This is a genomic window from Lactobacillus sp. ESL0260, from assembly GCF_003692935.1.
Taxonomy (GTDB): domain Bacteria; phylum Bacillota; class Bacilli; order Lactobacillales; family Lactobacillaceae; genus Lactobacillus; species Lactobacillus melliventris.
Genome location: NZ_REHO01000012.1, coordinates 52172 through 76187, shown reverse-complemented (window position 1 = coordinate 76187; position 24016 = coordinate 52172). Strand labels below are relative to the sequence as shown.

The window sequence follows — 24016 nt, the reverse complement described above, 5'->3', positions numbered from 1 at the left end:
AAATAATTTATATAGATGGCAGAAATAATTTGAAAACTTAAACCATAATATAAAACCGCTAAAATTTGCACGTCGAGTAACAAAATGTAGTGTTGACGGGATGCACTTTTGATTAATTAATCAATTGATAAGAAATAGGTTGGATAGTTAAATTAAAACTGCTAAAAGGAGCATTAATTATGTCAATGGTAGAATTTCATGACGTGCAGAAATTTTATGGCAAATTTCACGCGTTGCATAATATCAATTTACAAATCGATAAAGGTGAAACTGTTGTTTTAATTGGACCTTCTGGTTCTGGTAAAAGTACACTTATTAGAACAATAAATCGGTTAGAATCAATTCAGGGTGGCAAACTGATAGTCAACAATCAGGATTTATCCAATCCCAAGACTGATTCAAACAGATTGCGCCAAGATGTGGGAATGGTTTTTCAGCATTTTAATCTCTATAAAAATAAAAATGTTTTGGAAAACGTCATGTTGGCGCCCAGAATTGTAAGTCATTTACCGGAAGACGAAAATAAAAAGCAAGCAATGCATCTGCTTGATATGGTTGGCATGGCAGATAAGGCCCAAAATATGCCGGCGCAAATATCCGGTGGACAAAAGCAACGTGTCGCTATTGCTCGGTCTTTAGCAATGCATCCCAAATTATTACTATTTGATGAACCAACATCAGCACTTGATCCGGAAATGATTGATGAAGTGCTACAAGTAATTAAAAAGGTAACATCAGCCAGCGATATGACTTCCTTGATTGTGACTCACGAAATGGGCTTTGCTAAAGAAGTAGCTAATCGCGTTATCTTTATGGATCAGGGTCAGATTGTAGAAGATGATGACAGTACTTCCTTTTTTAAGCAGCCTAAAACAGATCGTGCTCAACAGTTCTTAAGCAAAATAATAGCGCATTAAGATGGAGGGCATTATCATGAAAAAAATAATTTGCTCAATCTCACTATTAATAGGAATGTTCTTTTTATCTGGTTGCGGTAATAAAGTTGCCGATCAATCAGCTTTAAAAAATGTTCGTTCAGCCAATACTATTACTTGGGCTGTTGAGGGTGATAAAAAGCTATTTAGTTTAATTGATATCAGAGATGATAAAGAAAAAGGTTTTGATATTGATATGGCTAAAGCTATTACCAAAGAAATTTTAGGTCCTAAAGGACAAGCTCGCTTTACTCTTGCCACTTCACAATCAAGAATTCCCTTGTTGAAAAACGGTAATGTTGATGCGGTAATTGCCACCCTAACAATTACTCCAGAAAGAGCCCAAGTAATCAGTTTTTCTAAATCATATTTTCAGGCCGGTAAATCTTTTCTTGTTCCTAAAGGATCAGATATTAAAAAGCCCAGTGATCTTAATGGCAAAACTGTAATCGGGATCGTTGGCGATAACTCAGTTGAGGCTGTAAAGAAAATTGCCCCCAGAGCAAAAGTGGTCGCTATGCAAGATTATGGTCAAGCAGTATCAGCTTTGAAATCTCATCAAGGCGACGCTTTGACCAGTGATAATGGTATTTTATATGGTCTAGCAGCACAAAGTCCTGATAGCCTTGAAGTAACTGGAGGAACTTATACTAAAGAACCTTATGGTATTGCAGTAAATAAAAATCAAGAACCTTTTCATAGAGCAATAAATCGAGCCATTGATAAGATTCAGAAAAGTGGAGAATACAATCGCTTAATCAAAAAGTGGTTCGGTCAAGTTCCTGGTTTTAACTATAAGGAGATGTATATTAAATGATTCGGATCTTCAATGATTTTAGTAGTCAACTATTCGCAGGGTTCGGCTGGACTATTTTATCAAGCTTGTTAACATTAGTATTTAGTCTGATTTTTGGTGTTTTATTAGCTCTATTAGAAGTTATTCCGAATAAAATAGCTAATAGGATTGGCAGGATTTACGTTGAAATCTTTCGTAATATTCCATTATTGATTATCGTAATGTTCTTTTATCTAATAGTACCTATATATTTTGTTCAAATTGACGGTTTCACCGCTGGGACTATTGGGTTGTTCCTATATACCTCAGCTTTTATTGCGGAAATTATTCGTTCAGGTATTCAGTCGGTATCTCAAGGTCAAATGGAAGGTGCCAGGTCAACCGGTATGACTTATAGTCAGGCTATGCGTTATGTAATCTTACCTCAAGCACTTAAGATTGTTATTCCACCGCTTGGTAATCAATTTGTTAATTTAATTAAAGATTCTTCAATACTGGCTTTTGTCGCAGGTTTTGATTTAATGTATCAAGCCAATGCAATTGCATCTGTAACTTTTGATACATTTAACAGCTACTTTGTAATCGGCATATTATATCTGATAATTACTATGCCACTAAGTTATTACATGCGGCACTTGGAAAAGAAAATGGCGTAGGGAGGCGACTTAAAATGCAAACATGGATTGATGCTCTATCATGGTTAAACTTTGGCTTTTTGTTAAAAGGTCTGGCTGTTACACTATTTATTTCGGTTTTTGCAATTGTATTGAGTTTCATTTTAGGTTCAGTCCTAGGAATAATTCGCTATGCTAAGATTAAATTTGTTTCGGCAATTGTAGGTTTTATTATTGATTTAGTTAGAAATCTGCCTTTATTATTAATTATCTTTTTTACATATTTTGGCCTACCAAATATTGGCCTCAGGCCAGGGGCAATTTTATCAGCAATTATTGCTATGACAATCTTTGAGTCCAGCATGATTGCAGAAATTGTCCGCTCTGGTATTCAATCAGTAGCAATTGGCCAAATTGAAGGAGCCAGATCAACCGGGATGACATTTGTGCAGTCATTATGGCATGTGGTTTTACCACAGGCCTATCGGCACATGATACCTACTATTATTGGACAGTTTGTTTCTTTAATTAAGGATACTTCCCTAGCAACTATTATTGTTGTCCCGGAACTTATGCAACATGCGCAAGTCATCTATGGTCAAAATGCTAATTATATTGTGCCAATGTTTGCGACTTTAACGTTTTTATATTTTATCATCTGCTTTACATTATCTGTAGTTGGTAATAAACTTAATAAGCGTTTAGTATAATGAAACAAATATTTTAAAGTTTATCTTATTGACACGTATACTGAAGACGAGTATAATCATTTTAGTTGAGAACAAGAAGAAGCTTCCCGCTTCTCGCCTAAGTTAAGTTGACCTCTAGGCTGATCGATATTTTCTGTTGATTAAGGGCGGGTAAAGTTTACCCGTCTTTTTCTTGTCCTCAGATTAACACGGAGGTGAAGAATTATTCCAAGAAATTTGATATTGAACGATCAAATTCGCGCTCGCGAAGTTCGTTTAATTAATGAAGATGGTGAACAAGTTGGTGTTGTTACTAAAACTGAGGCTTTACGCCAAGCAAGTGTTGCAAATTTAGATTTAGTTCTAATTTCGCCTAATGCCAAGCCACCTGTTGCTCGTATCATGGACTATGGTAAGTACCGTTTCCAGCAACAAAAGAAGGTTAAAGAGTCCCGTAAAAAGTCTAAAACGGTCAGTGTTAAAGAAATCCGTTTAAGTCCAACGATTGAGGGTAACGATTTTAACACTAAGTTAAAACATGCGCGTAAATTTATCACTAAAGAAGGTGCTAAAGTACGCGTTTCGATCAGGTTCAGAGGTCGAGCAATCACTCATAAGGAACTAGGTCGTGAAGTATTGGAAAAAATGGCTGAAGCTACATCCGATATTGCTACTGTAGTTAGCAAACCTAAGATGGAAGGCCGTTCAATGTTCTTAATGCTCGCTCCGAAGAGTGACAAAAATAATTAGTTAATTTGGAGGAATTAGAAAATGCCAAAAATGAAAACCCACCGCGCTTCTGCTAAGCGTTTTAAGAGAACTGCTTCTGGTCAATTAAAGCGTCATCACGCTTTTACCGGCCACCGTTTCCACGGCAAGACTAAGAAACAACGTCGTCATTTGAGAAAGGCTGCAATGGTTTCACGCAGCGACTTGAAGCGCATCAAACAGATGCTCTCTCAAATGCGTTAATTACATCAATCAAACGATATTTAGGAGGAATTTTAGATGCCAAGAGTTAAGGGTGGAACAGTTACACGTAAACGTCGTAAAAAGATTATGAAGCTTGCCAAGGGTTACCGTGGCGCAAAGCATATGCAATTTAAGGCTGCAAGTACACAGTTATTTGTATCTTACAGATATGCATTTCGTGACAGAAGAAGACGTAAGAGCGACTTCAGAAAGTTATGGATTGCCAGAATCAATGCTGCAGCAAGACAAAATGATATTTCATATTCTAAGTTAATGCACGGCTTGAAATTAGCTGGTGTTGATATTAACCGTAAGATGTTAGCTGATATTGCTTATAACGATTCAAAGACCTTTGCAAAATTAGCAGAAACTGCTAAGAAGGCTTTAAATTAACCAAAATAGCGCTTATGGCGCTGTTTTTTTATGTCAAAATTTAGCACTTGCAGCTGATAATTTGGTATATTAAACTAGTGCAATGGATATGATGAAGGGAATTTTGCATGTTATTCAGACCACGCTATACGATTGATACAATTTATCATTTAAATACTGCTGAGCTGCATAAAATGGGCATCAAAGCTGTTTTTTCAGATTTAGATAATACTCTTTTGGCTTGGAACGAGTTTGAAACTGCAGAAAAAATGAATAGTTTCAATAAGAAGTTAGAGCATGCTAAAATTAAGCTTGTTGTGATTTCTAATAACAATGCTGAAAGAGTGGGTAAAGTATTGAATCCTTATAATATAGACTTTGTTGCTAAATCCAAAAAGCCACTGCCTTTTGCGATCACCCGCAAAAGGCAAAGTATGGGTTTAAAAAAAGAACAGGTCATGATGGTAGGAGATCAGCTAATTACTGATATTCAGGCAGGAAATCTAGCTGGGGTAGAATCGGTGTTAGTAAAACCTCTTATTGAAACAGATAAATGGAATACCCGTATTAATCGTTTTTTTGAAAAAATTATTTTTTTCCTTTTGGGCTTATCACATCCCGTTAAATTTAAGGAGACTATCAAAAATGGATGACCAAATTATATGTATTGGTTGTGGTGCTGTTCTTCAATCTGATAATGTAGAAGAAGCCGGTTATCTTCCGGCTGCACGTTTAAAGCAGGCAAGAGAAAGCAAAGATGAGGATAATGACGTTTATTGTCAACGTTGCTTTCGTTTGCGTCATTATAATGAGATTATGCCAGTCAAAGCGGACAATGATGACTTTTTAAAGTTATTGAATTCGTTAGCAGAAAAAAAAGCTTTGGTCGTTAATGTGGTAGATCTGTTTGATTTTACTAACTCTTTGCTTTCGGCTCTCAAGCGCTTTATAGGTAATAATGATTTTATTTTAGTGGGCAATAAATTTGATCTCTTTCCCCAGAATTCTCGTCAAAGCAAAATTAAAGATTGGATGAGGCAAGAGGCTAATAGGATGGGATTATACCCTAAAAAAATCTTTTTGGTCAGTGCTAAAAATAAAAAGAACTTGCCGGAATTAATAAGTTACCTAGATCATAATTCCCGAGATCAAGATGTCTACTTTGTCGGAACGACTAATGTTGGAAAGTCAACTCTTCTTAATGCTATTATTGAGCAAATGGGTGATATTCAAAATTTGATTACTACTTCACGTTTTCCAGGGACCACGCTTGATAAGATTGAAATTCCGCTAACGAATGGTCACTTTTTAGTTGATACACCAGGTATTTTGACTAAGAATCAGTTGGCCACGCACTTAAACACCCAGGAACTGGAGTTAATATCGCCTCAAAAACAGCTTAAGCCGGTTACTTTTCAGCTTAGTCCGGGAAACAGTTTATTTTTGGCTGGTCTGGGCAGAGTTGACTATTTAAAAGGAAAAAAAGCAAGTTTTACAGTTTATGCAGCACGCGGATTGTATATTCACAGAACTAAAACCGAAAACGCAGACAGCTTTTACGAAAAGCATATTGGTGAATTACTTAGCCCACCTGCAAAAAGTGATAAGCTGCCTCTTTTAAAGGGTCAGGAATATCATACTGGTAGTAAAAGCGACTTGCTTTTTGGCGGAATTGGTTTTATTACAGTTCCTGCAGATTGTTTAGTTAAAATTTATACACCTGGTAAAATCGGACTGGGTATTAGACGAGCTTTAATTTAGAGGATATAATGATTGCTATTGCAAAAAATTATCAAAAAACACCTACTGTGGCTGTAGCGGAAGAAAAATTGACACCTAAAAAGGGTCGCCAGATCGGAATTTTTGGTGGAACTTTTAATCCTATTCATATCGGCCATTTGATAGTGGCTGAACAGGTATTGACTAAATTACACTTAGATGAAATTTGGTTTATTCCTACTAATGTGCCCCCGCTAAAAAATGAACCCAGTGTTTCTGCTCAAGATAGGGCAAATATGTTGGAGTTAGGTACTCAAGACAATCCCCGTTTTCAGGTAAAACTGTTTGAATTATATCGTGGAGGAGTATCTTATACTGTAGACACATTAAGATATTTACGTGAAACTCAGCCTGAAAACCATTATTACTTGATCATGGGTAGTGACCAAGTCAATAATTTAAATGAATGGAAGGAACCAACAAAGCTGGCCCAATTAGCAACCTTAGTGGGTGTTCAAAGGGCTGGTTATCCTCAGAAAGCAAAATTGCCGATGATTTGGGTTGATTCTCCAGCTATAGATATTAGTTCGACTTTGATTAGACAAACGATTGCAATTGGAGGTTCAATCAGATATCTGGTACCTGATACAGTTAGAAATTATATTCATAAAAAGGGTTTATATCATGACTGATTTAGTATTTAAGAAAACATATTCTTCTTTATCAAGTTCTGAAATTATTGCTAAGGAAAAGAGCAATATGACTGCTGACCGCTTTGAACACTGTATAGGAGTCAGTAAAACTGCTCGTAAATTGGCCGAGCTTAACCACTATGATGTAGATAAGGCAGCTTTAGCCGGGTTTATTCATGATTATGCTAAACAAGTTGCAGTTGATGAATATCGTGAAGTGATTAAAACACAAGGCTTCGATCAGGACCTGTTAAATTGGAATCGGAGCATTTGGCACGGTATTGTTGGTACCTATTTTATCCAAAGAGATTTAAAGATTAATGATCCGGAAATACTAACTGCAGTCCGCAAACATACTACTGCTGACGTTGAAATGACAACTTTAGATAAAATTGTGTTCATGGCTGATTATATTGAACCAGGCAGATCATTTCCAGGTGTTGAAGAAGCGCGTAAAATAACTTATGCTAATATTAACCAGGGAGTTGGCTACCAGTTAGCACACACTCTTAAATTTTTAATTGACAAAAGGAATAAAATCTATCCCCGTACTTTAGACGCATATAACGTTTGGGGTATTAATGAATAAGGAGAAAAATGACTAGCAAAGAATTATTGACTTTTACGTTAAAAGCAATTGGCGACCGTCATGGAGAAGATACAGTAGCTTACGATATGCAAGGACATAGTATTTTAGCAGATTATTACGTAGTTACTAGTGCGGGCTCAAACAGACAGTTGCACGCAATAGCCAATGCAATTATTGACGAAGCTCACAAACATAATTATTATGATTACCGTGTTGAAGGTACGAGTGAATCCAACTGGCTTTTACTTGACTTGGGCGATGTTGTCGTAAATGTTTTTACTGAAGATGCTCGTGATTTTTATAATGTTGAAAAATTATGGGTCAATGGTAAAAAATTAGAATTAAAGGAAGATTAGCTAACCATGAGTGTAGTTGGGATCATTGCAGAATATAATCCCTTTCACAGTGGGCATGAATTCTTAATGAATCAGGCTCGTTATATAGCTGGAAGCAAAGACCCGATCATTGTCGTCATGTCTGGAAATTACGTTCAACGCGGCGAAATGGCAATAATGGATAAGTGGACTCGCGCCCAGACAGCACTTGCTAGTGGCGCTGACTTGGTATTTGAACTGCCATTTTCCACTTCAGTTGAGCCTGCAGATTTATTTGCACTCGGCAGCATCGACCAATTGGTAAAAGTGGGCGTTACTGATTTAATTTTTGGAGTTGAAGATGCTACTCAAAATTATGCTTATTTGGGTAGTAAAATTGCGGAAATTCCTCAAAGTCACATGGACTTTAATGATTACAGTCAGACTTATTCAACTCAATATAATCAGATGGTAGCACGTGAAGTTGGTCATGAAGTTAGTGAACCTAATGCGATTTTGGCTTTAGCTTATGCAGTAGCCAACCATAATTTAGGTACTCCTCTAGTTTTACATCCAATTAACCGCATTGGAGCAGGTCATGACGATGTTTTACAAAGTAATAAGGTAGTTCAAAGCGCAAGTGCAATTCGCAATATGATTTTGCATAATGAAGTTAGTTCTACATTAGAAGAATGGATGCCTAAAAAAGAAGTAAAATTACTTTTTAAACAAAAAAATTATCCCAATTGGAATCTGCTGTTTCCATTTTTAAAATACAGGTTAGAATCCTCTTCAATTTCAGAATTGCAGAATATATATCAGATGAGTGAAGGCCTGGAATATAAAATGAAGCAGGAGATACATACTGCACAAACGTTTACCGAATTTTTACGTAGAGTAAAATCGAAACGGTATACGTATTCACGCTTGCGTCGACTAAGTTTATATACTTTGATGAATGTGACCCAAGAGGATATGATTGACAGTTTTAATCATGAATCACTTTTGCTATTGGGATACAGTAAAGTAGGTAGGAAATATCTTAAACGGATTAGAAAAGAAACCCCTGCAGATATCATTTCTAAAGTTGATCAAAAAAATACTCAAAGTGGCTCAATGAGGCTGCAACTTCGAGTTGACCGCTTTTTTGAACAACTGCTGCAAGTGGATCAAAACTTTGGCCGTCGTCCATTGGAGGTCTAAATGTTAAAACTGAATTATTCGCAGATCAAATATAGTAAGGAACCTGTAACTCATATTGAATGCGATTTGCAGGTAGCAGATGATTTTATTAAGCGAAGTCATGGTTTAGTCTATCGAGTTGATAGAGTTTTAGTGACAGGAGATTTATTTTATAATCAACCATTTGTCACTGGCAATTTTCAGGTACAAGCAGATCTTATAGTACCATCCAGTCGCAGCTTAGATCCTGTTAAGTTTAAAGAAGATTTTCATTTTAGTGAAAATTATACAGATGTTGAGATAGCTAAAGAAGAGATTGATGAGAGTGATATTCCGATTGTCAAAGTCGAGCACGAAGTTATTGATCTGCAAAAAGCAATTGAGGATAACATTTTACTAAATATCCCAACAACAATTTTAACTACCAATGAGCAAGAACAGGGCATTTATCCTGAAGGAAAAGGTTGGAGAGTCATTTCGGAAAAAGATTTTAATAAAAAGAAAGATGATCAAATCAATCCTGCTTTTGCTAAATTAAAAGATCTTTTTAAAGAAAATAATGAAAAGATTCATAACGGAAATAATGATAATTAAATTAGTTAAAAAATCAGTATTAGCAAAATGCTGGTTTTTAATCTTGTTTTAAAAGCACTTTTAAAGTATGCTTTACTTGTTAATAACAATATAAATTAAATTAATCAAAATTAAATTTTAAAAAGGATGAATAAAAATGGCAAGAATCTTAATTGTTGAAGATGAAAAGAATTTGGCACGTTTCGTTGAACTTGAGCTAAAACACGAAAAGTATGACACAGTTGTTGAAGGCAACGGACGCAAAGCTTTGGACTTAGCGTTAAAAGAAGACTTTGATGCGATTTTGTTAGACTTGATGCTGCCTGACCTTAATGGCTTGGAAATAGCTCGCAGAGTGCGTCAGGTAAAGAGTACTCCTATCATAATGATGACCGCCCGTGATTCCGTCATTGATCGCGTTTCGGGTCTTGATCATGGCGCTGATGATTATATTGTTAAGCCATTTGCGATTGAAGAGCTTTTAGCTCGTCTGCGTGCAGTTTTACGCCGAGTAAAAATCGAAAAAGATGCTTCGGACGATTCAATAGAGAAAAAGGTTGTAAAGTTTAAAGATCTTACAATTGAGACCGCAAATAGAATTGTTCGCCGTGGTGATGGCAAAGCAGTGGACCTAACTAAGCGTGAATATAACTTATTAATGACTTTAATTAAGAATAAGAATAATGTTGTCAGCCGTGACCAATTGCTCGCTAAGATTTGGGGCCCCGGTTCAAATATTGAAACTAATGTGGTAGAAGTTTATGTGCGTTATCTGCGCAATAAAATTGACGTTCCCGGTAAGCAATCATATATCAAAACAGTTCGGGGAACTGGATACATGGTAAGAGATGAGGACGATGAAAAGGAATAAAAACCAAAAGAAAAAGGAGACCAAACACTCATCTCTGGTCGTGAGATGGGTAACTGTCGTGGCTTTGACAATTATGGTCTCTTTTGTGGTGTTTTCTGTAATAATATACTCATTTGTGGGCCAGCAATCCATGGTGCAACAAAAGCAGACTTCAAATGAAATGATATCTAAACTTAATAGTACTTTGACACGGATTCCAACTGAACTGCAGATTGCTAATGTTTCTTTTGCTCTCACACCGTCAGCTAGAGAAGTAATGAGAGGTAATCCGCCAATTAGATCTGACCAACAGGGCAATAGAGCCTTTAATGATGACCTACTATCTTCATTGACTAATCCTGATTTAAATGTAGTAGTTTATAATTTACACGGAGAAGATGTTTTTGATAATGGCGGTAAAATCCCGACTTTTAAAAAGTTTCGGGATGATTATAAAATGTCACGTGTCACTAAAAGTCGCAAACAGGAACTACTAACTTATCAAAAAGTGAGATCAGCTAAATCTGGTAAAATCACAGGCTATATTATTGTTGAAAATAAAATGTCATACTATAACGGCCTAATGAAGGATTTGTTAAAGTGGATGGTACGGATTTCATTGATAGCCGTTGTATTGTTCACATTGGTTGCCTACATAATAGTGCGCGATATTGTCAAACCTGTTAAGGAAATGTCCCATGTTGCTTTGGAAGTAAATGATGATCCTAATAGTACTGCTAGGATCAGGGATTTTCACCGTCATGATGAATTGCAGGAACTGGCGGTTTCATTCAACCAAATGCTTGATCGTATGCAACGCTATATTGATCAGCAAAAGGAGTTTGTGGGAGATGTTTCTCACGAATTACGCACACCGGTTGCTGTTATTGAAGGACATTTAAATATGCTCAAGCGTTGGGGTAAAGATGATCCCCAAATTTTAGCAGAATCTATCGACGCTTCTCTGCAGGAAGCCAAAAGAATGCAGCATCTTATCCAGGAAATGTTGGACTTAACTCGTGCCGAGCAAATTAATGTTCAATATCCTAATGCAGTTACCAAGGTCTCAGAGGTGTTAAAACGAGTGGTTGGTGATATGTCATTGGTACACAAGGATTTTACTATCAGGTTAGATATGGATGATCTGCCTCAAGATACAGAAATTCAGATTTACCAAGGGCACTTGGAACAACTCCTTGTCATATTAATTGACAACGGTGTTAAATACTCTACGGATCGTAAAGAAATGAATGTGTCAGCTGGCTTGTCACAGGATGAAGTTCACATTATAGTGCAAGACTATGGTGAAGGAATTTCCAAAAAAGAACAAAGTAAAATCTTTAACCGCTTTTATAGAGTGGATAAAGCTAGAACCAGAGAAAAAGGCGGTAATGGTTTAGGTTTATCAATTGCTCAAAAATTAGTTACTAGTTATCATGGTAAAATTAGCGTCGATTCTGTTGAGGGACAAGGTAGTCAGTTTATGATGGACTTCCAGGCTCTTTCGCAATCTCAGGCTGAAAGGCTGCGCAAGCGTGAAGAAGCTGAAAAAAGCAAAAAATAAAATAAATAAAAAAGGCCTGTATGTCAGTTAGTATGCTTGGCGAGTTACAAACATGCTATGACATCTACAGGTCTTTTTTAATACCTTTTATCAGTTAAGGCCGTTTTTGTTGCTTACCTTTGTTGCGATTACGTAAAGATTCATGCAATTCTTTGGTTTCTTCAGTTTGCACTGGAGAACTTACTTGTGAATTAATCAATTCCTTAATCTTTTCTTCAGTTACTACTTCAGTAATAGGTTCCCGCTTTAATTCTTCATCTACTTCTTTCTTAACTTTTGGCGTGATGATATATGTTACCAGCAATTGCTGAATAATAGAGAAAAAGTTGCCGGCAGCCCAATAGAGGGCAACGGAACCTGAAACGGAAAGACAGATAAAGAGTGTCATAATAGGGTTCATGAGCATCATTGACTGCATCTGCTTCTTTTGTTCTTGGGGAATTCCCACCAATGAAAGATATCCTTGTGCAAAAGCAAAAATGGTAGCCAAAATAGTGACCGAAATTGATCTGCTACTTAAGGAGATCCCGAAAAATGACGAACTAGCCAAGCTCTTGGAGTACATTACGGCATCATAAATACCAATCATAATAGGGAACTGAATAATCAGTGGCAAACAACCCATCCCACCGGTCAGAGATAAATGGTTTTTAGAGTAGAGTTCTCGTTGCCAACCGGCCAAGGTCATTTGCTGGTCCTGATTCAGATCCTTACGTTTCATAGTATCCTGAATTAATTTCATCTGCGGTTGTAAACGAGACATTTTCTCTTGTTGTGTAGTTGATTTCTTTTGTTGATTAAGCATTAGAGGCAAAAGAATCATTCTAACTACAAGGGTCATTAAGATAATGGCCCAACCGGCTCCATTTGCTCCACCTATGATATTGGAAAAGTAGAGCATGATATTTTGCATAGGCTTGCCAATAAACTTATAAATCGACCCATATATAAAGCCCGTCGGTGGCTTATTAGCTCCGCCACTCTGTGCACAAGCGGTGACAATTAGCATGACTGCCAAACAAATAGCAATTAATCCGATATATTTACGAAATTTTTTCATTCAACTCACCCAATTATTATTTTTTTGCCAATAACTAATATAATACATGAAAACCAGTTATTTTGCCCACTTTTATCAGTTTTTCTTTCTTGATAGTTGAAATTCGGGCAAATTGCGAAATATTTTTGGGTAATTCAGAGCAAAACTGATTGACTCTGTCCAGTTCAGCTTGTAAAGTAATTGTGACTGTTTCATCGCTGTTATTGCACACGTTTCCATCTAATCCCATCTTTTTAGCAAGGTTTAAAACGCTCCAGCGAAAGCCAACTCCTTGAACGATACCTGAGATAGTTAATTGCCAGGTTTCTCTTGTTTCATTGGTAGGATTGCTATCTCTTTTAATTTTATGTTTGTTAAAAAATCCCATAATAATCCTTCCTATACTGCTTCCTTGATTTTAACATTTTAGCAGCTTCAAATTAAAAAATATATTGATAAAAACGAAAGAAGATTTCCAGATGCTAGAACAAATAAGTTCGGTAAACAATAATTTAATAAAAGATTTATCTAAATTAAAACAAAAAAAGTATCGCCAGAAAAACAATTTATACTTAATTGAAGGTTTTCACCTAATTGAAGAAGCACTCAAAGCAGGAGAAAAATACCTTTATCTGCTAGGAAGTGCTGCGGCAATCACTAAAATTAAAGAAAATTTTCCTGAAGTAATAACCAGTAAGAAAACTTTTATAATAAATTCGGCTATTGCTCATCACCTTTCTAGTACCAAAAATTCGCAGGATATTTTTATGGTCTTAAAAATTACCCAACCTCATGACTATCAGGTTAATTTTGGCAAGTGGGTTCTTTTAGACCATTTGGCTGATCCTGGTAATGTAGGTACCATTATCAGGACGGCAGATGCTGCTGGCTTTGATGGTGTTGTTTTTTCTCCTGCAAGTGTTGATATCTACAATCCTAAAACTCAAAGGGCAATGCAAGGAAGTCAGTTTCATGTTAAATTAATTATGCAGGATCTAACAGAGGTTATTAAAGAAATGCAAGATAATTCGATACCTGTATATTCTAGTATGCTGGATAAAAATGCTAAGCAATTGTCTCAGTTTAATAAGGTGCCCCAATTAGGTTTGGTTATTGGCAACGAAGCTCATGGTGTTACTTCAGAAATAGCAGAAATGAGTGATGAAAAGTTATATATTCCTATTAAGGGCAAAGCTGAATCTTTAAATGCAGCCGTAGCTGCGGGTATTATAATCTATTATTTTGCTTAACTGCTAACACTTGTTTTTAGTAAGTATATTTAATATAATAAAAGACAAAGTTAAGCTTTCTTGTGGGAGGACGATATCATGACTCAAGGTATTAAGGACAAACGCTGTGCGGATTGTGGTGCTCCTAATTACGAATACTGCGAACATTTTATTAACGCATTCAAAATTATTGGCAAAAAGTGGAATGGACTAATCATTAGTTCTTTATGTGCTGGTGATTATATGCGCTTTAAAGACTTGGCTCAATGTGTATTGCCTTGCTCTGATCGTGTTTTGGTTGAAAGACTGAAGGAGCTGGAAAAGGAAAATATTGTTAATCGCTCCGTTGATAGCAAAACAAAGATTATCTCTTATAGTCTGACCAAAAAAGGGGCTGAATTAAAACCTGTTTTCGATCAGATTCATGGTTGGGCTGATAAATGGGTTTAATTTCGCATATTCGCTTGCATGTTTTTCCAAAAAGTTATATTCTATTAACTAATTACAAAGAGTAAGACTAGTAGCAGCAATCATTTAGTCAGAGAAACTTTTTTATTGAGCTGAAAGAAAAGTTTAAACGGAACTGTGAATTTCATCTTACTAGTAGAATCTAATCCATTCCGGTATTCACCGTTAGCGAAATTGAAAGTGTGGACATTTTTGTTGTCCAAACTAGGGTGGTACCGCGAAGCTTCGTCCCTTTTGGGATGAAGCTTTTTTGTTTGATTTGAAAGGAAAATTTTTATGGACTTGTTTGACAGGTTAAAAGAGCTGCGTGAAAAAGGTCTGGTAGAGATCGATAAGGCTAAGAACGAGGAAATGTTAAATGATGTTCGCGTTAAATTAACTGGTCGCAAAAGTGAATTAACTGAAATCCTCCATTCAATGAAAGATATTGATCCCAGTGATAGACGTGAAGTAGGACAACGTGTTAATAAATTACGTGATCTTTTTAACAGCAAGCTGGATGATGCTAAAACAGAGATAGTAGAGGCATTAGTAGAAGAGCAGTTAAACAAAGAAAAAATAGACGTTACGTTACCCGGAAGAGAAATGCACCTTGGCGCTAAGCACCCAATTAATATTATTTTGGATGACTTGGAAAAATACTTTATTGGTATGGGTTATGAAGTCGTGCAGGGACCAGAAATAGAAACTGACCACTACTGCTTCGAAATGATGAACTTGCCTAAAGACCATCCAGCAAGGGACATGCAGGAAACTTTCTACATTGATTCTGATAACTTATTGCGTTCACAAACTTCAGGTGATCAGGCACGAGTTCTAGAAAAACATGATTTTGCTAAAGGTCCTTTAAAAATGGTGGGGCCCGGTAAAGTGTATCGTCGCGATGATGATGATGCCACTCACTCCCATCAGTTTATGCAGATGGAAGGCTTAGTAGTTGATAAGAACATTACGATGGGGGACTTAAAGGGAACTCTAGAACTCATGGCCAAGCATGTTTTTGGTCAAGATCGCGAAACCCGCCTTCGTCCTAGTTACTTTCCTTTTACTGAACCTTCTGTAGAAATGGACGTTTCCTGCTTCAATTGCAATGGCAAAGGCTGTTCAATTTGTAAATATACAGGTTGGATTGAAGTATTAGGTGCCGGAATGGTTCACCCTAATGTGATAGAAAATGCTGGAATTGATTCCAATGTATATGGCGGTTTTGCTTTTGGTGTAGGATTGGATCGTTTCGCTATTCTTAAATATGGTATTGATGACATTCGTGATTTTTACACAAATGATGTCCGCTTCTTGGAACAGTTCAGTAGGGAGGAAAGATAATGCTAGTTTCATACAATTGGCTAAAGGATTTTATTAAGTTGGACCAGGATCCTAATGATTTGGCTGAAAAAATAACTCGGACAGGTGTTGAAGTAGCAGAAGTTAAACACCCTGAAGATGGGATGAAGAAGTTGGTAGTAGGTCATATTATTGACTGCAAACCAATTTCTGGTACGCACTTAAATTTAACTCACGTTGATGTAGGAGAAGCAGAACCATACCAAATTGTTTGCGGAGCTCCTAATGTGGCTGCCGGAGAAGACGTTGTGGTAGCTTTACCGGGAGCTAGAATTGCCGATAATGTTAAAATCAAGAAAACTAAATTGCGGGGCAATGAATCAAACGGTATGATTTGTGGCTTACAAGAAATAGGTTTTCCAGATAATTTGGTACCAGAAAAGTACACGGATGGTATCTATGTTTTTCCTCAGGATGCAGAAATAAAACCCGGAGATTCAGCTTTTGAACTACTGGGAATGGATGACTATATTTTTGACTTTGACATTACTCCTAACCGTGCGGACACATTGTCAATGGAAGGCTCGGCGTATGAAGTTGGCGCCATCACTGATGTACCGGTTAAAGTTGAAGACGTAGTTGTTAAAGAAGATGGCCCACATTGGACCAACGATTTTACTGTCGATGTTGATTCCCAGCTTGCACCTAAATTTTACTTGCGCAAAATTAGTAATGTCAAAATTGCTGATAGCCCTCTATGGCTCCAAAGACGACTTTGGAATGCTGGAATAAGACCTATTAACAATGTTGTTGATGTGACCAACTATATTATGCTTTTAACCGGTCAACCGATGCATAGTTATGATGCGCGCGCTTTTAAAACAAACAAACTAGTAGTTAGAAAAGCTAACAAAGATGAAAAACTAACTTTGTTAAATAACAAAGAAGTTGATCTTGATCCTAACGACATTGTCATCACCAATGGTGAAGATGTGGTAATGATGGCAGGTGTAATGGGAGGTCTTAATTCAGAAATTGAACCAGACACTACAGATGTATTATTAGAATCTGCTATTTTTGATCCTACTTTAATTAGGAAAGCCGCTCTGCGCCATGCCAATAGAACAGAAGCCTCTAGTCGTTATGAAAAAGGCGTTAATTGGGATGCCACTACCAGGGCGTTAGATATGGCTGCGCTTCTTTTACGCAATGATGCTTCTGGAACAATTAATGAAGGCGTCATTACAGGCAGTTCTGAAAAACGTCAAGCAACAAAAATTACTACAACAATCTCCTATATCAATAAAGTGTTGGGTACTGAGATCTCCTCTGCAGAAATTGCTGCCATTTTTGCCCGCTTGAATTTTAAAATTGAAATTAACGGTGACAATTTAGTTGTCGACGTACCCGCAAGGCGCTGGGATATTGCTATTCCTGCTGATCTGGTTGAGGAAGTAGGACGTTTATACGGCTATGATAATATTAAGTCTACCCAACCAGTCCTAGCAGAAACACATGGCGGCTATTCTAAAAAAGAAGAAACTATTAGACGTATTAAAAATGTAGTTCAAGGTCAAGGCTTAATTGAAGCTATTTCCTATTCATTAACCTCGCTTGAAAAAGCAATTGGCTTTTCCAAGGAACCTAAAAAGCCCGTTGAAGTCCAAATGCCTTTAAATTCCAATCGTTCAACTTTAAGACAAAACTTAATGACGGGTTTGGTCGATGCCGCAAGCTACAATATGGCACGTAAGCAAAATCAGTTAGCAATTTTTGAACAAGGACGTGTCTATGATTTTGAAAATAACAAATATAATGAGCATGAACATTTAGCTGCACTGTATAGCGGTAGCGTTTATTTTGAAAACTGGCAGAATGATAATGAAAAAATTGATTTCTTTTATGTTAAAGGTCAATTGACTAATCTGTTCTTAGCTCTGGGAATTAATTTGAATGATGTTGAATACCGGGCTGAAGTAATCATGTACATGCATCCTACTAGAACAGCCGGCATTTACATTAAAAACAAATATGTGGGCATGATTGGTATGCTGGATCGTCCAGTGACCCAATCTAATAAGGCAATGAAAGATAGCGAAATTTACGGCTACGAATTGAATCTTGATGACATTATTCCGTTAATTCTTAATCCGCAGACTACTGCTCAAAGCGCTCCTAAGTTTCCTGCAGTTGAACGCGATCTGTCAATTTTAGTAGATAAAGACGTAACCAATCAAGCTGTTGAGGATGTTATTAAAGCAAATGGTGGAAAATATCTCTATAACCTCCGTATTATTGATGTCTATCGCGGTTCTCACATTGCTGAAGATAAAAAGAGCTTTGCTTATCGTTTAACATTTCTCAATGAAAATGACACATTAACTGATGAAATCGTTAATAAAGCAATGAATTCTATTGATGCTAGCCTCGAAAAACAACTTAAAGTAGAAATACGTTAATTATTGACATTAAACGTTTAAGTGAATATCATAGACCAATGCAAAAAGAATTTTAACTTTAAGGAGTAGAAAGTTTTATGCCTGAAAAATCATATCCGATGACTGCTGAAGGTAAAGAAAAACTTGAAGCAGAATTAAAAAATTTAAAAGTAGTAAAGCGGCCAGAAGTAATTGAAAGAATCAAGGTTGCCCGTTCTTATGGCGATTTATCCGAAAACTCGGAATATGATGCAGCCAAAGACGAGCAAAGCCATCTTGAAGACCGCATTAGTGTTGTTGAAGACATGCTTAAGTACGCTCATGTTGTAGATGCTAATGCCAGTGATCCTGATGAAGTTGCTGTAGGTAAAACTGTTACCTATACTGAAGTTGGTGAAGATGAACCGGAGACATATACAATTGTTGGTAGTGACGAATCTGATCCAATGAATGGTAAGATTTCTAATGATTCACCGATTGCACAAGCAATTTTGGGTAAGAAAAAAGGTGAAACAGTAACTATTTCAACACCTGGTGGCAAATTTGATGTAGTAATCAATAAAGTTGAAGAAAAATAACTAGTTTGACAGAGTTATTTTAGCTAAGGCTTATAAAAACAAAAAGACCAGAACAGTTAGCCTTCCACAAGAGAAGCGGTAATCGTCCGGTCTTTTTTATTTTTAAATTTAATGACTAGTAAAGTAGCGGTAGTCCTTGCTTTTATCAAAGATAACACCACGAGCATTTTCACCGTTAGAAATTGAAAATTGGGCTTGTGGATATTTTTCATGAACTTTGTCTTCTAAGAAGTTACGCAACATTTGGTTATTGGCTAGTACAGAACCAGTCAGCGCAATTTTCATTGGCTTAGGCTCTTCATACCGGTCCATTCCGATTGTAATATCTCTTGCAAGCAATTCAGCCTGCTCCTTTATTACAGCTGAAGCGAAAGGATCACCTTTATCAGCTAATTGTGCCACGCTCACAGCCATTGAGGCAAAATCAGAATTGCTGGTTTTATAAAACTTGGCAGTAGCATCATTTAAATTATCGACTTTAAACAGTTTATTAAACATGCCAATTAATTCGTTGTCTTCTCGTTTATCCCAACTAAGTAAAGCAGATTTTAAAGCACTTAGAGAGATAGCATAGCCTGAGCCTTCATCACCTAAAATGGAACCATAGCCACCAGTGGTGATAATGCTGCCATGCTGTAAGCCATTGAAAACGGAACCAGTACCAGCAATAACCAGACCACCATCTTCTCCTTCAAGGCCATTATAAAGAGCCAGGAGAGAGTCGGTAACTGCTCTGGTTGGCAGGTTATCAACCTTGGCAGAGATTTCAGCGGCTACTTCTGGCGCGTGACCGATAACTGATAAACCAGCCATTCCACAGAGAATCCGTTGACAATCTCCATCAATTTCATCAACTAATTCGTTGATTGCTTTTGTGATGTTAGTAATGGCATTATTATAGTCTGTATTTACTTGTCCAGGACCGGCTTGAGCCTCTGCCAGTTTTTGCCCTTTTAAGTCATAAGCTATTGCTGTAGTGTGCGTTCCTCCAGCATCAACTCCAATAAGATATTTAAGTGTCATAGTTTGATCTTCTTTCTATATTTTATCCCACTTTTATTTTATTACATTTAGAAAAAATACTGAAGATTTTTCGCAAAAGTATTTGTGTGCAGTTTTGGCTTTTCTGGTCAATAAGTATTCTATCTTAAAGTTTTTCCAAAACGTTACCATCTCAATAGATTTGTACTCTAGTTTTTGTTAAAATTACACTAGTTTAGTGAGGTTGAGGCTAAGTGAATTTTTTCAAGAAAAAACTGAAAACTAAAAATAATAATGCCAAAAAACAAGCTTCTACTCCAATCAGAATGAAGATAATTTTGGGTATCATTTTTGTTCTTTTTGCGGCTTTGATTGGACAGCTGGCTTATTTACAAATAGGTTATGGCTCACGCTTTAAAGCTGAAGTACAAAAATCTAATTCGGCTATAGTTTCCAGTCAAGTTCCCCGCGGTGTTATGTATGACAATAAAGGCCGTGTACTGGTAGGAAATAAGGCTAAAAATGCCATTACGTATACCAAAAGCGTTTCAACTACAACTGAGGATATCTATACAATTTCCAACTCTCTTAGTCATTATATTTCTATCAAGGATGAGCAGCCGACTGAACAACAAGTAATTGATTATTATTTGGCAAATAAGGAAAATAGTGCAAAAGAATCTGCCAAAGTTCCTAAATCTGTCAGAGCTACTCAGGATGACAATTTAATTAATCAAAAAATCCAAGAACAGGTTAGTGCAGAACACATTAAGCTGAATGCACGTGAGAAAACAGCGGCATTAATTTATAATAAAATTTCTGGTGCTTATACTCTTTCTACAATCTATATTAAAAATAATCATTTAACAGATAAAGAAATTGCTGAGGTGGGTGAGCACCTTTCAGAGCTTCCTGGTGTGGGTATTGGAACTGACTGGCAAAGATCTTATCCTAATGGTTCGTCTATTCGCAGTATTATTGGTTCTGTATCAACAGAAAAAGCCGGCTTGCCTAGTGATAACTTACAATATTACTTAACAAATGGTTATTCGCGCAATGATCGGGTAGGCACATCGTATTTGGAAGAAAAATATGAACCCCTGCTCAAAGGAACTAAATCAACCAGCAAAGTTTGGACTAAGAATTCAGGAGATATTGAACAGTCAAAAGCGGTTTATTCCGGGCAGGCTGGGGCAAGTTTAGTTTTGACCCTTGATGCTCAATATCAAAAACAGGTTCAAAGTTCATTAGAAAAAATCTATGCTTCTGCCATTGGGTCAGGTGCCGCTCACTATTCAAATGGTGCATATGCCATTGCTATGAATCCTAAAACTGGCGCAATTTTGGCTATGGCGGGAATCAGTCGTGACCCTAAGAAAAATAAAACTACCAATAATGCACTAGGCGTTATTAATCAATCGTTTGTCATGGGTTCGGCAGTTAAAGGCGCAATGGTAAGTGGCGGATTAATAAATAAAGTAATTACTCCTACCAATAATGTAATGCCTGATACCCCTGTTTATTTACCTAGTACGCCGGTCAAAAAGTCAGTATATCCAATTGGTACTTTTAGCGCTTTAGACGCTGAAACTGCCCTAGAAGTTTCCAGTAATATTTACATGATGCATTTGGCAATGAAATGGGTTAATGCGTCTTATGTTCCTAAAATAAAGATCACTATGCCTCAAACAGCCTTTGAAACTTTGCGCCATAATTTTAATATGTTTGGTTTGGGTCAAAAGACTGGAATTGATTTACCAGGGGAAATATCGGGTATTCAAGGTAGATCTTTCAACGATCAGGGATTAGTTCTTTCAGGTTCTGTACTTGACTTATCATATGGTAACTATGATGCTTATACACTTATCCAAATGGCACAATATGTTTCAACGATAGCCAATGGGGGCTATCGCATGCAGCCTTATGTCGTGCAGTCGGTTGGTAGAACCGCAAATAATGGCAAAAAAGTTTATATTGACTATAACAAAAAACCGCAGGTACAATTACGCATACCTTGGACTCAAGATGAGCTTAACATCATCAGGCAGGGCTTCTGGCGTGTTGTTCATGGTACAAATTCTTGGGGTACCGCTCATAAACTGAAAAAAGTAAAACCATCTATTTCGGGAAAATCGGGAACAGCCCAAACATTTTATTACGATCCTGATAATCCTAATCAGAAAAATCCACCAGAACTAGTCAATGCTACTTTTGTTGGTTATGCACCGTCAAATAACCCTGAAATTGCTACAGCTGTGATTTTTCCCGGGCTGGATCCCAAATTGGAAGGGTCCTATACATTACAAATGACTAAAGCGATGGTCCAGGACTACTTTAAATTACATAAAAAATAGAATTTTGTTAATATTACTGGTAATAATAATAGAAAAATGCTAAGATAATACAGTCAGAATAAAAGCGTAGGTGGTGAAAGAAATGGCAGATAACATCATTTTGGAATGCACCGAATGTGGCGATAGAAGTTACTTATCTAAGAAAAACAAGCGTAAGCATCCGGAACGTTTAAGTTTGAAGAAGTATTGCCCAGTAGAAAGACATACTACTCTTCATCGTGAAACTAAGTAATAAACTAATATAGTAGGAGCCTATGCTCCTGCTATTTTTTATATGGAAGAATCATGACAAAAAAAGAAATAAGACAACAACAAATTGAAAATTTGAGCAAATTTGCTGAAACGGCAGAAAAAGATGCTGAAGATCAGGTTTTGCTTAAAAGTATTATGAACTCTGAGATCATTAGTAATTGTCAAAGCATTGGCATAACCTCCTCCTTGAGTTATGAAGTTGACACTTCAGGTTTGATTGCTCAGTTATGGGATCAAGGTAAGGACGTTTACTTAGCACGTGCAAATGATAATGCTGAACGTACTCAAGATTTTATCTATTATAGTTATATGACGAAATTAACCAAGTCAAAATTTGGTGTTGAAGAAGTAAATGAGCCGAATGCTCAAATCAACAATGATTTAGATTTGATTATTGTTCCTGGACTAGCCTTTGCATTGGATTCACATCAACGTTTGGGATTTGGCGGAGGTTACTATGACCGTTTTTTGTCAAAGCATCCTAATTCTAAAACGGTAGCTTTGGCCAATTCCCAGATGATTTTTAAGACAGCCTCCTGGAAAGTGGAAGCGACCGATATAGCTATTCAAACAATTATTACTCCGGAATCCATTCTAACGAATTAATTGAGGCTATAATGAATCAGCGACAAAACCTGAAAAGTTGTTACATAACCGTCAGTATATTAGCCGTCCTTTTACTAGTATTTTTAATTGAAACGGCCATTGGTGGTTCAGAAAATATTTATGTCCTCATGAAAATGGGAGCCATGAAGAATGATGCCGTTGTCATAGGCAATCAGTGGTGGCGTCTGTTTACGGCCCAATTTTTGCATATGGGAATTATGCATCTGGTTTCTAACGCGGTTATGATCTATTATCTTGGAATGTACATGGAAACCATTATTGGTCATTGGCGCTTTTTAATAATATATCTTCTTTCTGGTATAGGGGGTAACTTATTAAGCTTAGCCTGGGGCAATGATAATGCTATTAGTGCTGGCGCTTCGACGGCCTTATTTGGATTATTTGGTGCTATGACGGCAATTGCTTTGCAAAATCGCGCCAACCCTATATTGGTTTACCTTGGAAAACAATCATTTTGGCTGGCTTTAATCAATATAGTAATTGATTTGTTTGCACCTAATATTGATATACCTGGTCACATTGGCGGATTCGCTATGGGATTTTTAGTTGCAATAATCCTGGGTGAAAAAACGTTAAGGCAATACTCAGTTAAAAAACGTGTTATCGCTCTTTGTTTACTAATTATTTATTGTGTAGCAACTGTCAGGATGGGCATGGTAATCAATTTATAATGAAAACTTTGTATGATGTGCAGCAACTTCTTGAAAAATATGGTATTTTTGTTCATGTAGGCAAAAGAATCTGGGACATTGAGTTGATGGCACTTGAACTTGACAACATTAACCATTCACACTTAATTGACCAGCATGATTATTTAGTCGCTAAATTAATATTGCGACGTGAATATGAGTATGAAGAGCGCCACAATAAAGATAAGCATAAATATTAGATTGTTTATGTGCAGC

29 protein-coding genes and 2 other annotated features are annotated in these 24016 nt (G+C 36.7%); of the genes, 26 read left to right on the top strand and 3 right to left on the bottom strand.

Going from position 1 to position 24016, the window contains the following annotated elements; all coding sequences use genetic code 11:
- The first annotated feature begins 179 nt into the window (after positions 1–179).
- The 16 genes from F5ESL0260_RS06005 (at position 180) to F5ESL0260_RS05930 (ending at position 11861) form a co-directional block, all read left to right on the top strand.
- Complete coding sequence (locus F5ESL0260_RS06005; RefSeq protein WP_046325120.1) at positions 180–917, top strand: amino acid ABC transporter ATP-binding protein; 738 nt, start codon at positions 180–182, stop codon at positions 915–917.
- Positions 918–933: 16 nt separating this feature from the next.
- On the top strand, positions 934–1752 hold the full coding sequence (locus F5ESL0260_RS06000) for a transporter substrate-binding domain-containing protein (protein ID WP_110446280.1): 819 nt from the start codon (positions 934–936) through the stop codon (positions 1750–1752).
- Positions 1749–2387: an amino acid ABC transporter permease gene (locus F5ESL0260_RS05995; protein ID WP_122026236.1), complete on the top strand. Its 639-nt coding sequence runs from the start codon at positions 1749–1751 to the stop codon at positions 2385–2387. Before F5ESL0260_RS06000 ends, F5ESL0260_RS05995 begins: the two co-directional genes overlap by 4 nt.
- 14 nt (positions 2388–2401) lie before the next feature.
- The gene (locus tag F5ESL0260_RS05990; RefSeq protein WP_110446278.1) at positions 2402–3055 is read left to right on the top strand and encodes an amino acid ABC transporter permease; all 654 of its coding nucleotides are present in this window, start codon (positions 2402–2404) and stop codon (positions 3053–3055) included.
- Between the two features lie 67 nt (positions 3056–3122).
- Positions 3123–3234: a sequence feature (ribosomal protein L20 leader region), on the top strand.
- 37 nt (positions 3235–3271) lie between these two features.
- A complete protein-coding gene (gene infC / locus F5ESL0260_RS05985; RefSeq protein ID WP_046325116.1) occupies positions 3272–3784 on the top strand; it encodes a translation initiation factor IF-3 in 513 nt (170 codons plus the stop codon).
- Positions 3785–3805: 21 nt separating this feature from the next.
- Positions 3806–4006 carry a 50S ribosomal protein L35 gene (rpmI, locus tag F5ESL0260_RS05980; protein ID WP_034980158.1) on the top strand — a complete coding sequence of 67 codons (201 nt, stop codon included), beginning with the start codon at positions 3806–3808 and terminating at the stop codon, positions 4004–4006.
- A 36-nt stretch (positions 4007–4042) separates the two neighbouring features.
- Complete coding sequence (gene rplT / locus F5ESL0260_RS05975; protein WP_034980161.1) at positions 4043–4399, top strand: 50S ribosomal protein L20; 357 nt, start codon at positions 4043–4045, stop codon at positions 4397–4399.
- Between the two features lie 107 nt (positions 4400–4506).
- Positions 4507–5031: a YqeG family HAD IIIA-type phosphatase gene (locus F5ESL0260_RS05970; RefSeq protein WP_122026235.1), complete on the top strand. Its 525-nt coding sequence runs from the start codon at positions 4507–4509 to the stop codon at positions 5029–5031.
- Entirely contained in the window at positions 5024–6139 is a 1116-nt protein-coding gene (yqeH, locus tag F5ESL0260_RS05965; protein WP_046325114.1) for a ribosome biogenesis GTPase YqeH, read from the top strand. Before F5ESL0260_RS05970 ends, yqeH begins: the two co-directional genes overlap by 8 nt.
- 8 nt (positions 6140–6147) lie before the next feature.
- The gene (locus F5ESL0260_RS05960) at positions 6148–6789 is read left to right on the top strand and encodes a nicotinate-nucleotide adenylyltransferase (protein ID WP_122026234.1); all 642 of its coding nucleotides are present in this window, start codon (positions 6148–6150) and stop codon (positions 6787–6789) included.
- Positions 6782–7378, top strand: a complete 597-nt coding sequence (yqeK, locus tag F5ESL0260_RS05955; RefSeq protein ID WP_046325112.1) for a bis(5'-nucleosyl)-tetraphosphatase (symmetrical) YqeK — start codon at positions 6782–6784, stop codon at positions 7376–7378. The genes F5ESL0260_RS05960 and yqeK overlap by 8 nt, the downstream gene beginning before the upstream one ends.
- Positions 7379–7386: 8 nt before the next feature.
- Positions 7387–7734 carry a ribosome silencing factor gene (gene rsfS, locus F5ESL0260_RS05950; protein ID WP_122026233.1) on the top strand — a complete coding sequence of 116 codons (348 nt, stop codon included), beginning with the start codon at positions 7387–7389 and terminating at the stop codon, positions 7732–7734.
- 6 nt (positions 7735–7740) lie between these two features.
- Positions 7741–8895: a nucleotidyltransferase gene (locus tag F5ESL0260_RS05945; RefSeq protein ID WP_110446273.1), complete on the top strand. Its 1155-nt coding sequence runs from the start codon at positions 7741–7743 to the stop codon at positions 8893–8895.
- The gene (locus tag F5ESL0260_RS05940) at positions 8896–9468 is read left to right on the top strand and encodes a DUF177 domain-containing protein (RefSeq protein WP_122026232.1); all 573 of its coding nucleotides are present in this window, start codon (positions 8896–8898) and stop codon (positions 9466–9468) included.
- A gap of 136 nt (positions 9469–9604) precedes the next feature.
- Positions 9605–10318: a response regulator transcription factor gene (locus tag F5ESL0260_RS05935; RefSeq protein ID WP_046325108.1), complete on the top strand. Its 714-nt coding sequence runs from the start codon at positions 9605–9607 to the stop codon at positions 10316–10318.
- Positions 10305–11861, top strand: a complete 1557-nt coding sequence (locus tag F5ESL0260_RS05930; protein WP_199700509.1) for a HAMP domain-containing histidine kinase — start codon at positions 10305–10307, stop codon at positions 11859–11861. The genes F5ESL0260_RS05935 and F5ESL0260_RS05930 overlap by 14 nt, the downstream gene beginning before the upstream one ends.
- Before the next feature lie 94 nt (positions 11862–11955).
- Here F5ESL0260_RS05930 and yidC read toward each other — a convergent pair whose 3' ends face one another.
- Entirely contained in the window at positions 11956–12921 is a 966-nt protein-coding gene (gene yidC, locus F5ESL0260_RS05925; RefSeq protein WP_122026230.1) for a membrane protein insertase YidC, read from the bottom strand.
- 34 nt (positions 12922–12955) lie between these two features.
- Complete coding sequence (locus tag F5ESL0260_RS05920) at positions 12956–13288, bottom strand: acylphosphatase (protein ID WP_122026229.1); 333 nt, start codon at positions 13286–13288, stop codon at positions 12956–12958.
- Positions 13289–13379: 91 nt separating this feature from the next.
- Between F5ESL0260_RS05920 and F5ESL0260_RS05915 the strand changes: the two genes are divergently transcribed.
- From F5ESL0260_RS05915 to greA, 5 genes are all read left to right on the top strand, one after another.
- Positions 13380–14150, top strand: coding sequence for an RNA methyltransferase (locus F5ESL0260_RS05915; RefSeq protein WP_122026228.1), 771 nt, complete (start codon positions 13380–13382; stop codon positions 14148–14150).
- Between the two features lie 78 nt (positions 14151–14228).
- Entirely contained in the window at positions 14229–14579 is a 351-nt protein-coding gene (locus F5ESL0260_RS05910) for a helix-turn-helix domain-containing protein (RefSeq protein WP_046325103.1), read from the top strand.
- Positions 14580–14627: 48 nt separating this feature from the next.
- Positions 14628–14833 (top strand) — a binding site (T-box leader).
- A 40-nt stretch (positions 14834–14873) separates the two neighbouring features.
- Positions 14874–15923: a phenylalanine--tRNA ligase subunit alpha gene (gene pheS / locus F5ESL0260_RS05905; protein ID WP_046325102.1), complete on the top strand. Its 1050-nt coding sequence runs from the start codon at positions 14874–14876 to the stop codon at positions 15921–15923.
- The gene (pheT, locus tag F5ESL0260_RS05900; protein WP_122026227.1) at positions 15923–18340 is read left to right on the top strand and encodes a phenylalanine--tRNA ligase subunit beta; all 2418 of its coding nucleotides are present in this window, start codon (positions 15923–15925) and stop codon (positions 18338–18340) included. The genes pheS and pheT overlap by 1 nt, the downstream gene beginning before the upstream one ends.
- Positions 18341–18417: 77 nt before the next feature.
- Positions 18418–18897: a transcription elongation factor GreA gene (gene greA, locus F5ESL0260_RS05895; RefSeq protein ID WP_046325100.1), complete on the top strand. Its 480-nt coding sequence runs from the start codon at positions 18418–18420 to the stop codon at positions 18895–18897.
- 108 nt (positions 18898–19005) lie between these two features.
- Here greA and F5ESL0260_RS05890 read toward each other — a convergent pair whose 3' ends face one another.
- Positions 19006–19920 (bottom strand): N-acetylglucosamine kinase, encoded by a 915-nt coding sequence (locus F5ESL0260_RS05890; protein ID WP_046325099.1) that lies wholly within the window; start codon positions 19918–19920, stop codon positions 19006–19008.
- A 284-nt stretch (positions 19921–20204) separates the two neighbouring features.
- Here F5ESL0260_RS05890 and F5ESL0260_RS05885 point away from each other — a divergent pair, with 284 nt between their 5' ends.
- From F5ESL0260_RS05885 to F5ESL0260_RS05865, 5 genes are all read left to right on the top strand, one after another.
- On the top strand, positions 20205–22232 hold the full coding sequence (locus F5ESL0260_RS05885; RefSeq protein ID WP_370448589.1) for a peptidoglycan D,D-transpeptidase FtsI family protein: 2028 nt from the start codon (positions 20205–20207) through the stop codon (positions 22230–22232).
- 82 nt (positions 22233–22314) lie between these two features.
- Positions 22315–22464, top strand: a complete 150-nt coding sequence (gene rpmG, locus F5ESL0260_RS05880) for a 50S ribosomal protein L33 (protein ID WP_081945351.1) — start codon at positions 22315–22317, stop codon at positions 22462–22464.
- Positions 22465–22517: 53 nt separating this feature from the next.
- Positions 22518–23090: a 5-formyltetrahydrofolate cyclo-ligase gene (locus tag F5ESL0260_RS05875; RefSeq protein ID WP_122026226.1), complete on the top strand. Its 573-nt coding sequence runs from the start codon at positions 22518–22520 to the stop codon at positions 23088–23090.
- Positions 23091–23101: 11 nt separating this feature from the next.
- Positions 23102–23782 (top strand): rhomboid family intramembrane serine protease, encoded by a 681-nt coding sequence (locus F5ESL0260_RS05870; protein WP_110446263.1) that lies wholly within the window; start codon positions 23102–23104, stop codon positions 23780–23782.
- Positions 23782–24000 carry a YqgQ family protein gene (locus F5ESL0260_RS05865; protein WP_046325095.1) on the top strand — a complete coding sequence of 73 codons (219 nt, stop codon included), beginning with the start codon at positions 23782–23784 and terminating at the stop codon, positions 23998–24000. The genes F5ESL0260_RS05870 and F5ESL0260_RS05865 overlap by 1 nt, the downstream gene beginning before the upstream one ends.
- The last annotated feature ends 16 nt before the right edge of the window (positions 24001–24016 follow it).

Excerpts from the sequence above, each read along its gene's own strand:
- yqeK (WP_046325112.1), top strand. The coding sequence starts at position 6,782 with ATGACTGATTTAGTATTTAAGAAAACATATTCTTCTTTATCAAGTTCT.
- F5ESL0260_RS05960 (WP_122026234.1), top strand. The coding sequence starts at position 6,148 with ATGATTGCTATTGCAAAAAATTATCAAAAAACACCTACTGTGGCTGTA.
- F5ESL0260_RS05870 (WP_110446263.1), top strand. The coding sequence starts at position 23,102 with ATGAATCAGCGACAAAACCTGAAAAGTTGTTACATAACCGTCAGTATA.
- pheT (WP_122026227.1), top strand. The coding sequence starts at position 15,923 with ATGCTAGTTTCATACAATTGGCTAAAGGATTTTATTAAGTTGGACCAG.
- F5ESL0260_RS05875 (WP_122026226.1), top strand. The coding sequence starts at position 22,518 with ATGACAAAAAAAGAAATAAGACAACAACAAATTGAAAATTTGAGCAAA.
- F5ESL0260_RS05990 (WP_110446278.1), top strand. The coding sequence starts at position 2,402 with ATGCAAACATGGATTGATGCTCTATCATGGTTAAACTTTGGCTTTTTG.
- F5ESL0260_RS06005 (WP_046325120.1), top strand. The coding sequence starts at position 180 with ATGTCAATGGTAGAATTTCATGACGTGCAGAAATTTTATGGCAAATTT.
- yidC (WP_122026230.1), bottom strand. The coding sequence starts at position 12,921 with ATGAAAAAATTTCGTAAATATATCGGATTAATTGCTATTTGTTTGGCA.
- F5ESL0260_RS05995 (WP_122026236.1), top strand. The coding sequence starts at position 1,749 with ATGATTCGGATCTTCAATGATTTTAGTAGTCAACTATTCGCAGGGTTC.
- rplT (WP_034980161.1), top strand. The coding sequence starts at position 4,043 with ATGCCAAGAGTTAAGGGTGGAACAGTTACACGTAAACGTCGTAAAAAG.
- rpmG (WP_081945351.1), top strand. The coding sequence starts at position 22,315 with ATGGCAGATAACATCATTTTGGAATGCACCGAATGTGGCGATAGAAGT.
- F5ESL0260_RS06000 (WP_110446280.1), top strand. The coding sequence starts at position 934 with ATGAAAAAAATAATTTGCTCAATCTCACTATTAATAGGAATGTTCTTT.
- F5ESL0260_RS05885 (WP_370448589.1), top strand. The coding sequence starts at position 20,205 with ATGAAGATAATTTTGGGTATCATTTTTGTTCTTTTTGCGGCTTTGATT.
- F5ESL0260_RS05930 (WP_199700509.1), top strand. The coding sequence starts at position 10,305 with ATGAAAAGGAATAAAAACCAAAAGAAAAAGGAGACCAAACACTCATCT.
- rsfS (WP_122026233.1), top strand. The coding sequence starts at position 7,387 with ATGACTAGCAAAGAATTATTGACTTTTACGTTAAAAGCAATTGGCGAC.
- yqeH (WP_046325114.1), top strand. The coding sequence starts at position 5,024 with ATGGATGACCAAATTATATGTATTGGTTGTGGTGCTGTTCTTCAATCT.
- rpmI (WP_034980158.1), top strand. The coding sequence starts at position 3,806 with ATGCCAAAAATGAAAACCCACCGCGCTTCTGCTAAGCGTTTTAAGAGA.
- F5ESL0260_RS05915 (WP_122026228.1), top strand. The coding sequence starts at position 13,380 with ATGCTAGAACAAATAAGTTCGGTAAACAATAATTTAATAAAAGATTTA.
- F5ESL0260_RS05940 (WP_122026232.1), top strand. The coding sequence starts at position 8,896 with ATGTTAAAACTGAATTATTCGCAGATCAAATATAGTAAGGAACCTGTA.
- F5ESL0260_RS05945 (WP_110446273.1), top strand. The coding sequence starts at position 7,741 with ATGAGTGTAGTTGGGATCATTGCAGAATATAATCCCTTTCACAGTGGG.
- F5ESL0260_RS05970 (WP_122026235.1), top strand. The coding sequence starts at position 4,507 with ATGTTATTCAGACCACGCTATACGATTGATACAATTTATCATTTAAAT.
- F5ESL0260_RS05890 (WP_046325099.1), bottom strand. The coding sequence starts at position 19,920 with ATGACACTTAAATATCTTATTGGAGTTGATGCTGGAGGAACGCACACT.
- F5ESL0260_RS05910 (WP_046325103.1), top strand. The coding sequence starts at position 14,229 with ATGACTCAAGGTATTAAGGACAAACGCTGTGCGGATTGTGGTGCTCCT.
- F5ESL0260_RS05935 (WP_046325108.1), top strand. The coding sequence starts at position 9,605 with ATGGCAAGAATCTTAATTGTTGAAGATGAAAAGAATTTGGCACGTTTC.
- greA (WP_046325100.1), top strand. The coding sequence starts at position 18,418 with ATGCCTGAAAAATCATATCCGATGACTGCTGAAGGTAAAGAAAAACTT.
- F5ESL0260_RS05865 (WP_046325095.1), top strand. The coding sequence starts at position 23,782 with ATGAAAACTTTGTATGATGTGCAGCAACTTCTTGAAAAATATGGTATT.
- pheS (WP_046325102.1), top strand. The coding sequence starts at position 14,874 with ATGGACTTGTTTGACAGGTTAAAAGAGCTGCGTGAAAAAGGTCTGGTA.
- F5ESL0260_RS05920 (WP_122026229.1), bottom strand. The coding sequence starts at position 13,288 with ATGGGATTTTTTAACAAACATAAAATTAAAAGAGATAGCAATCCTACC.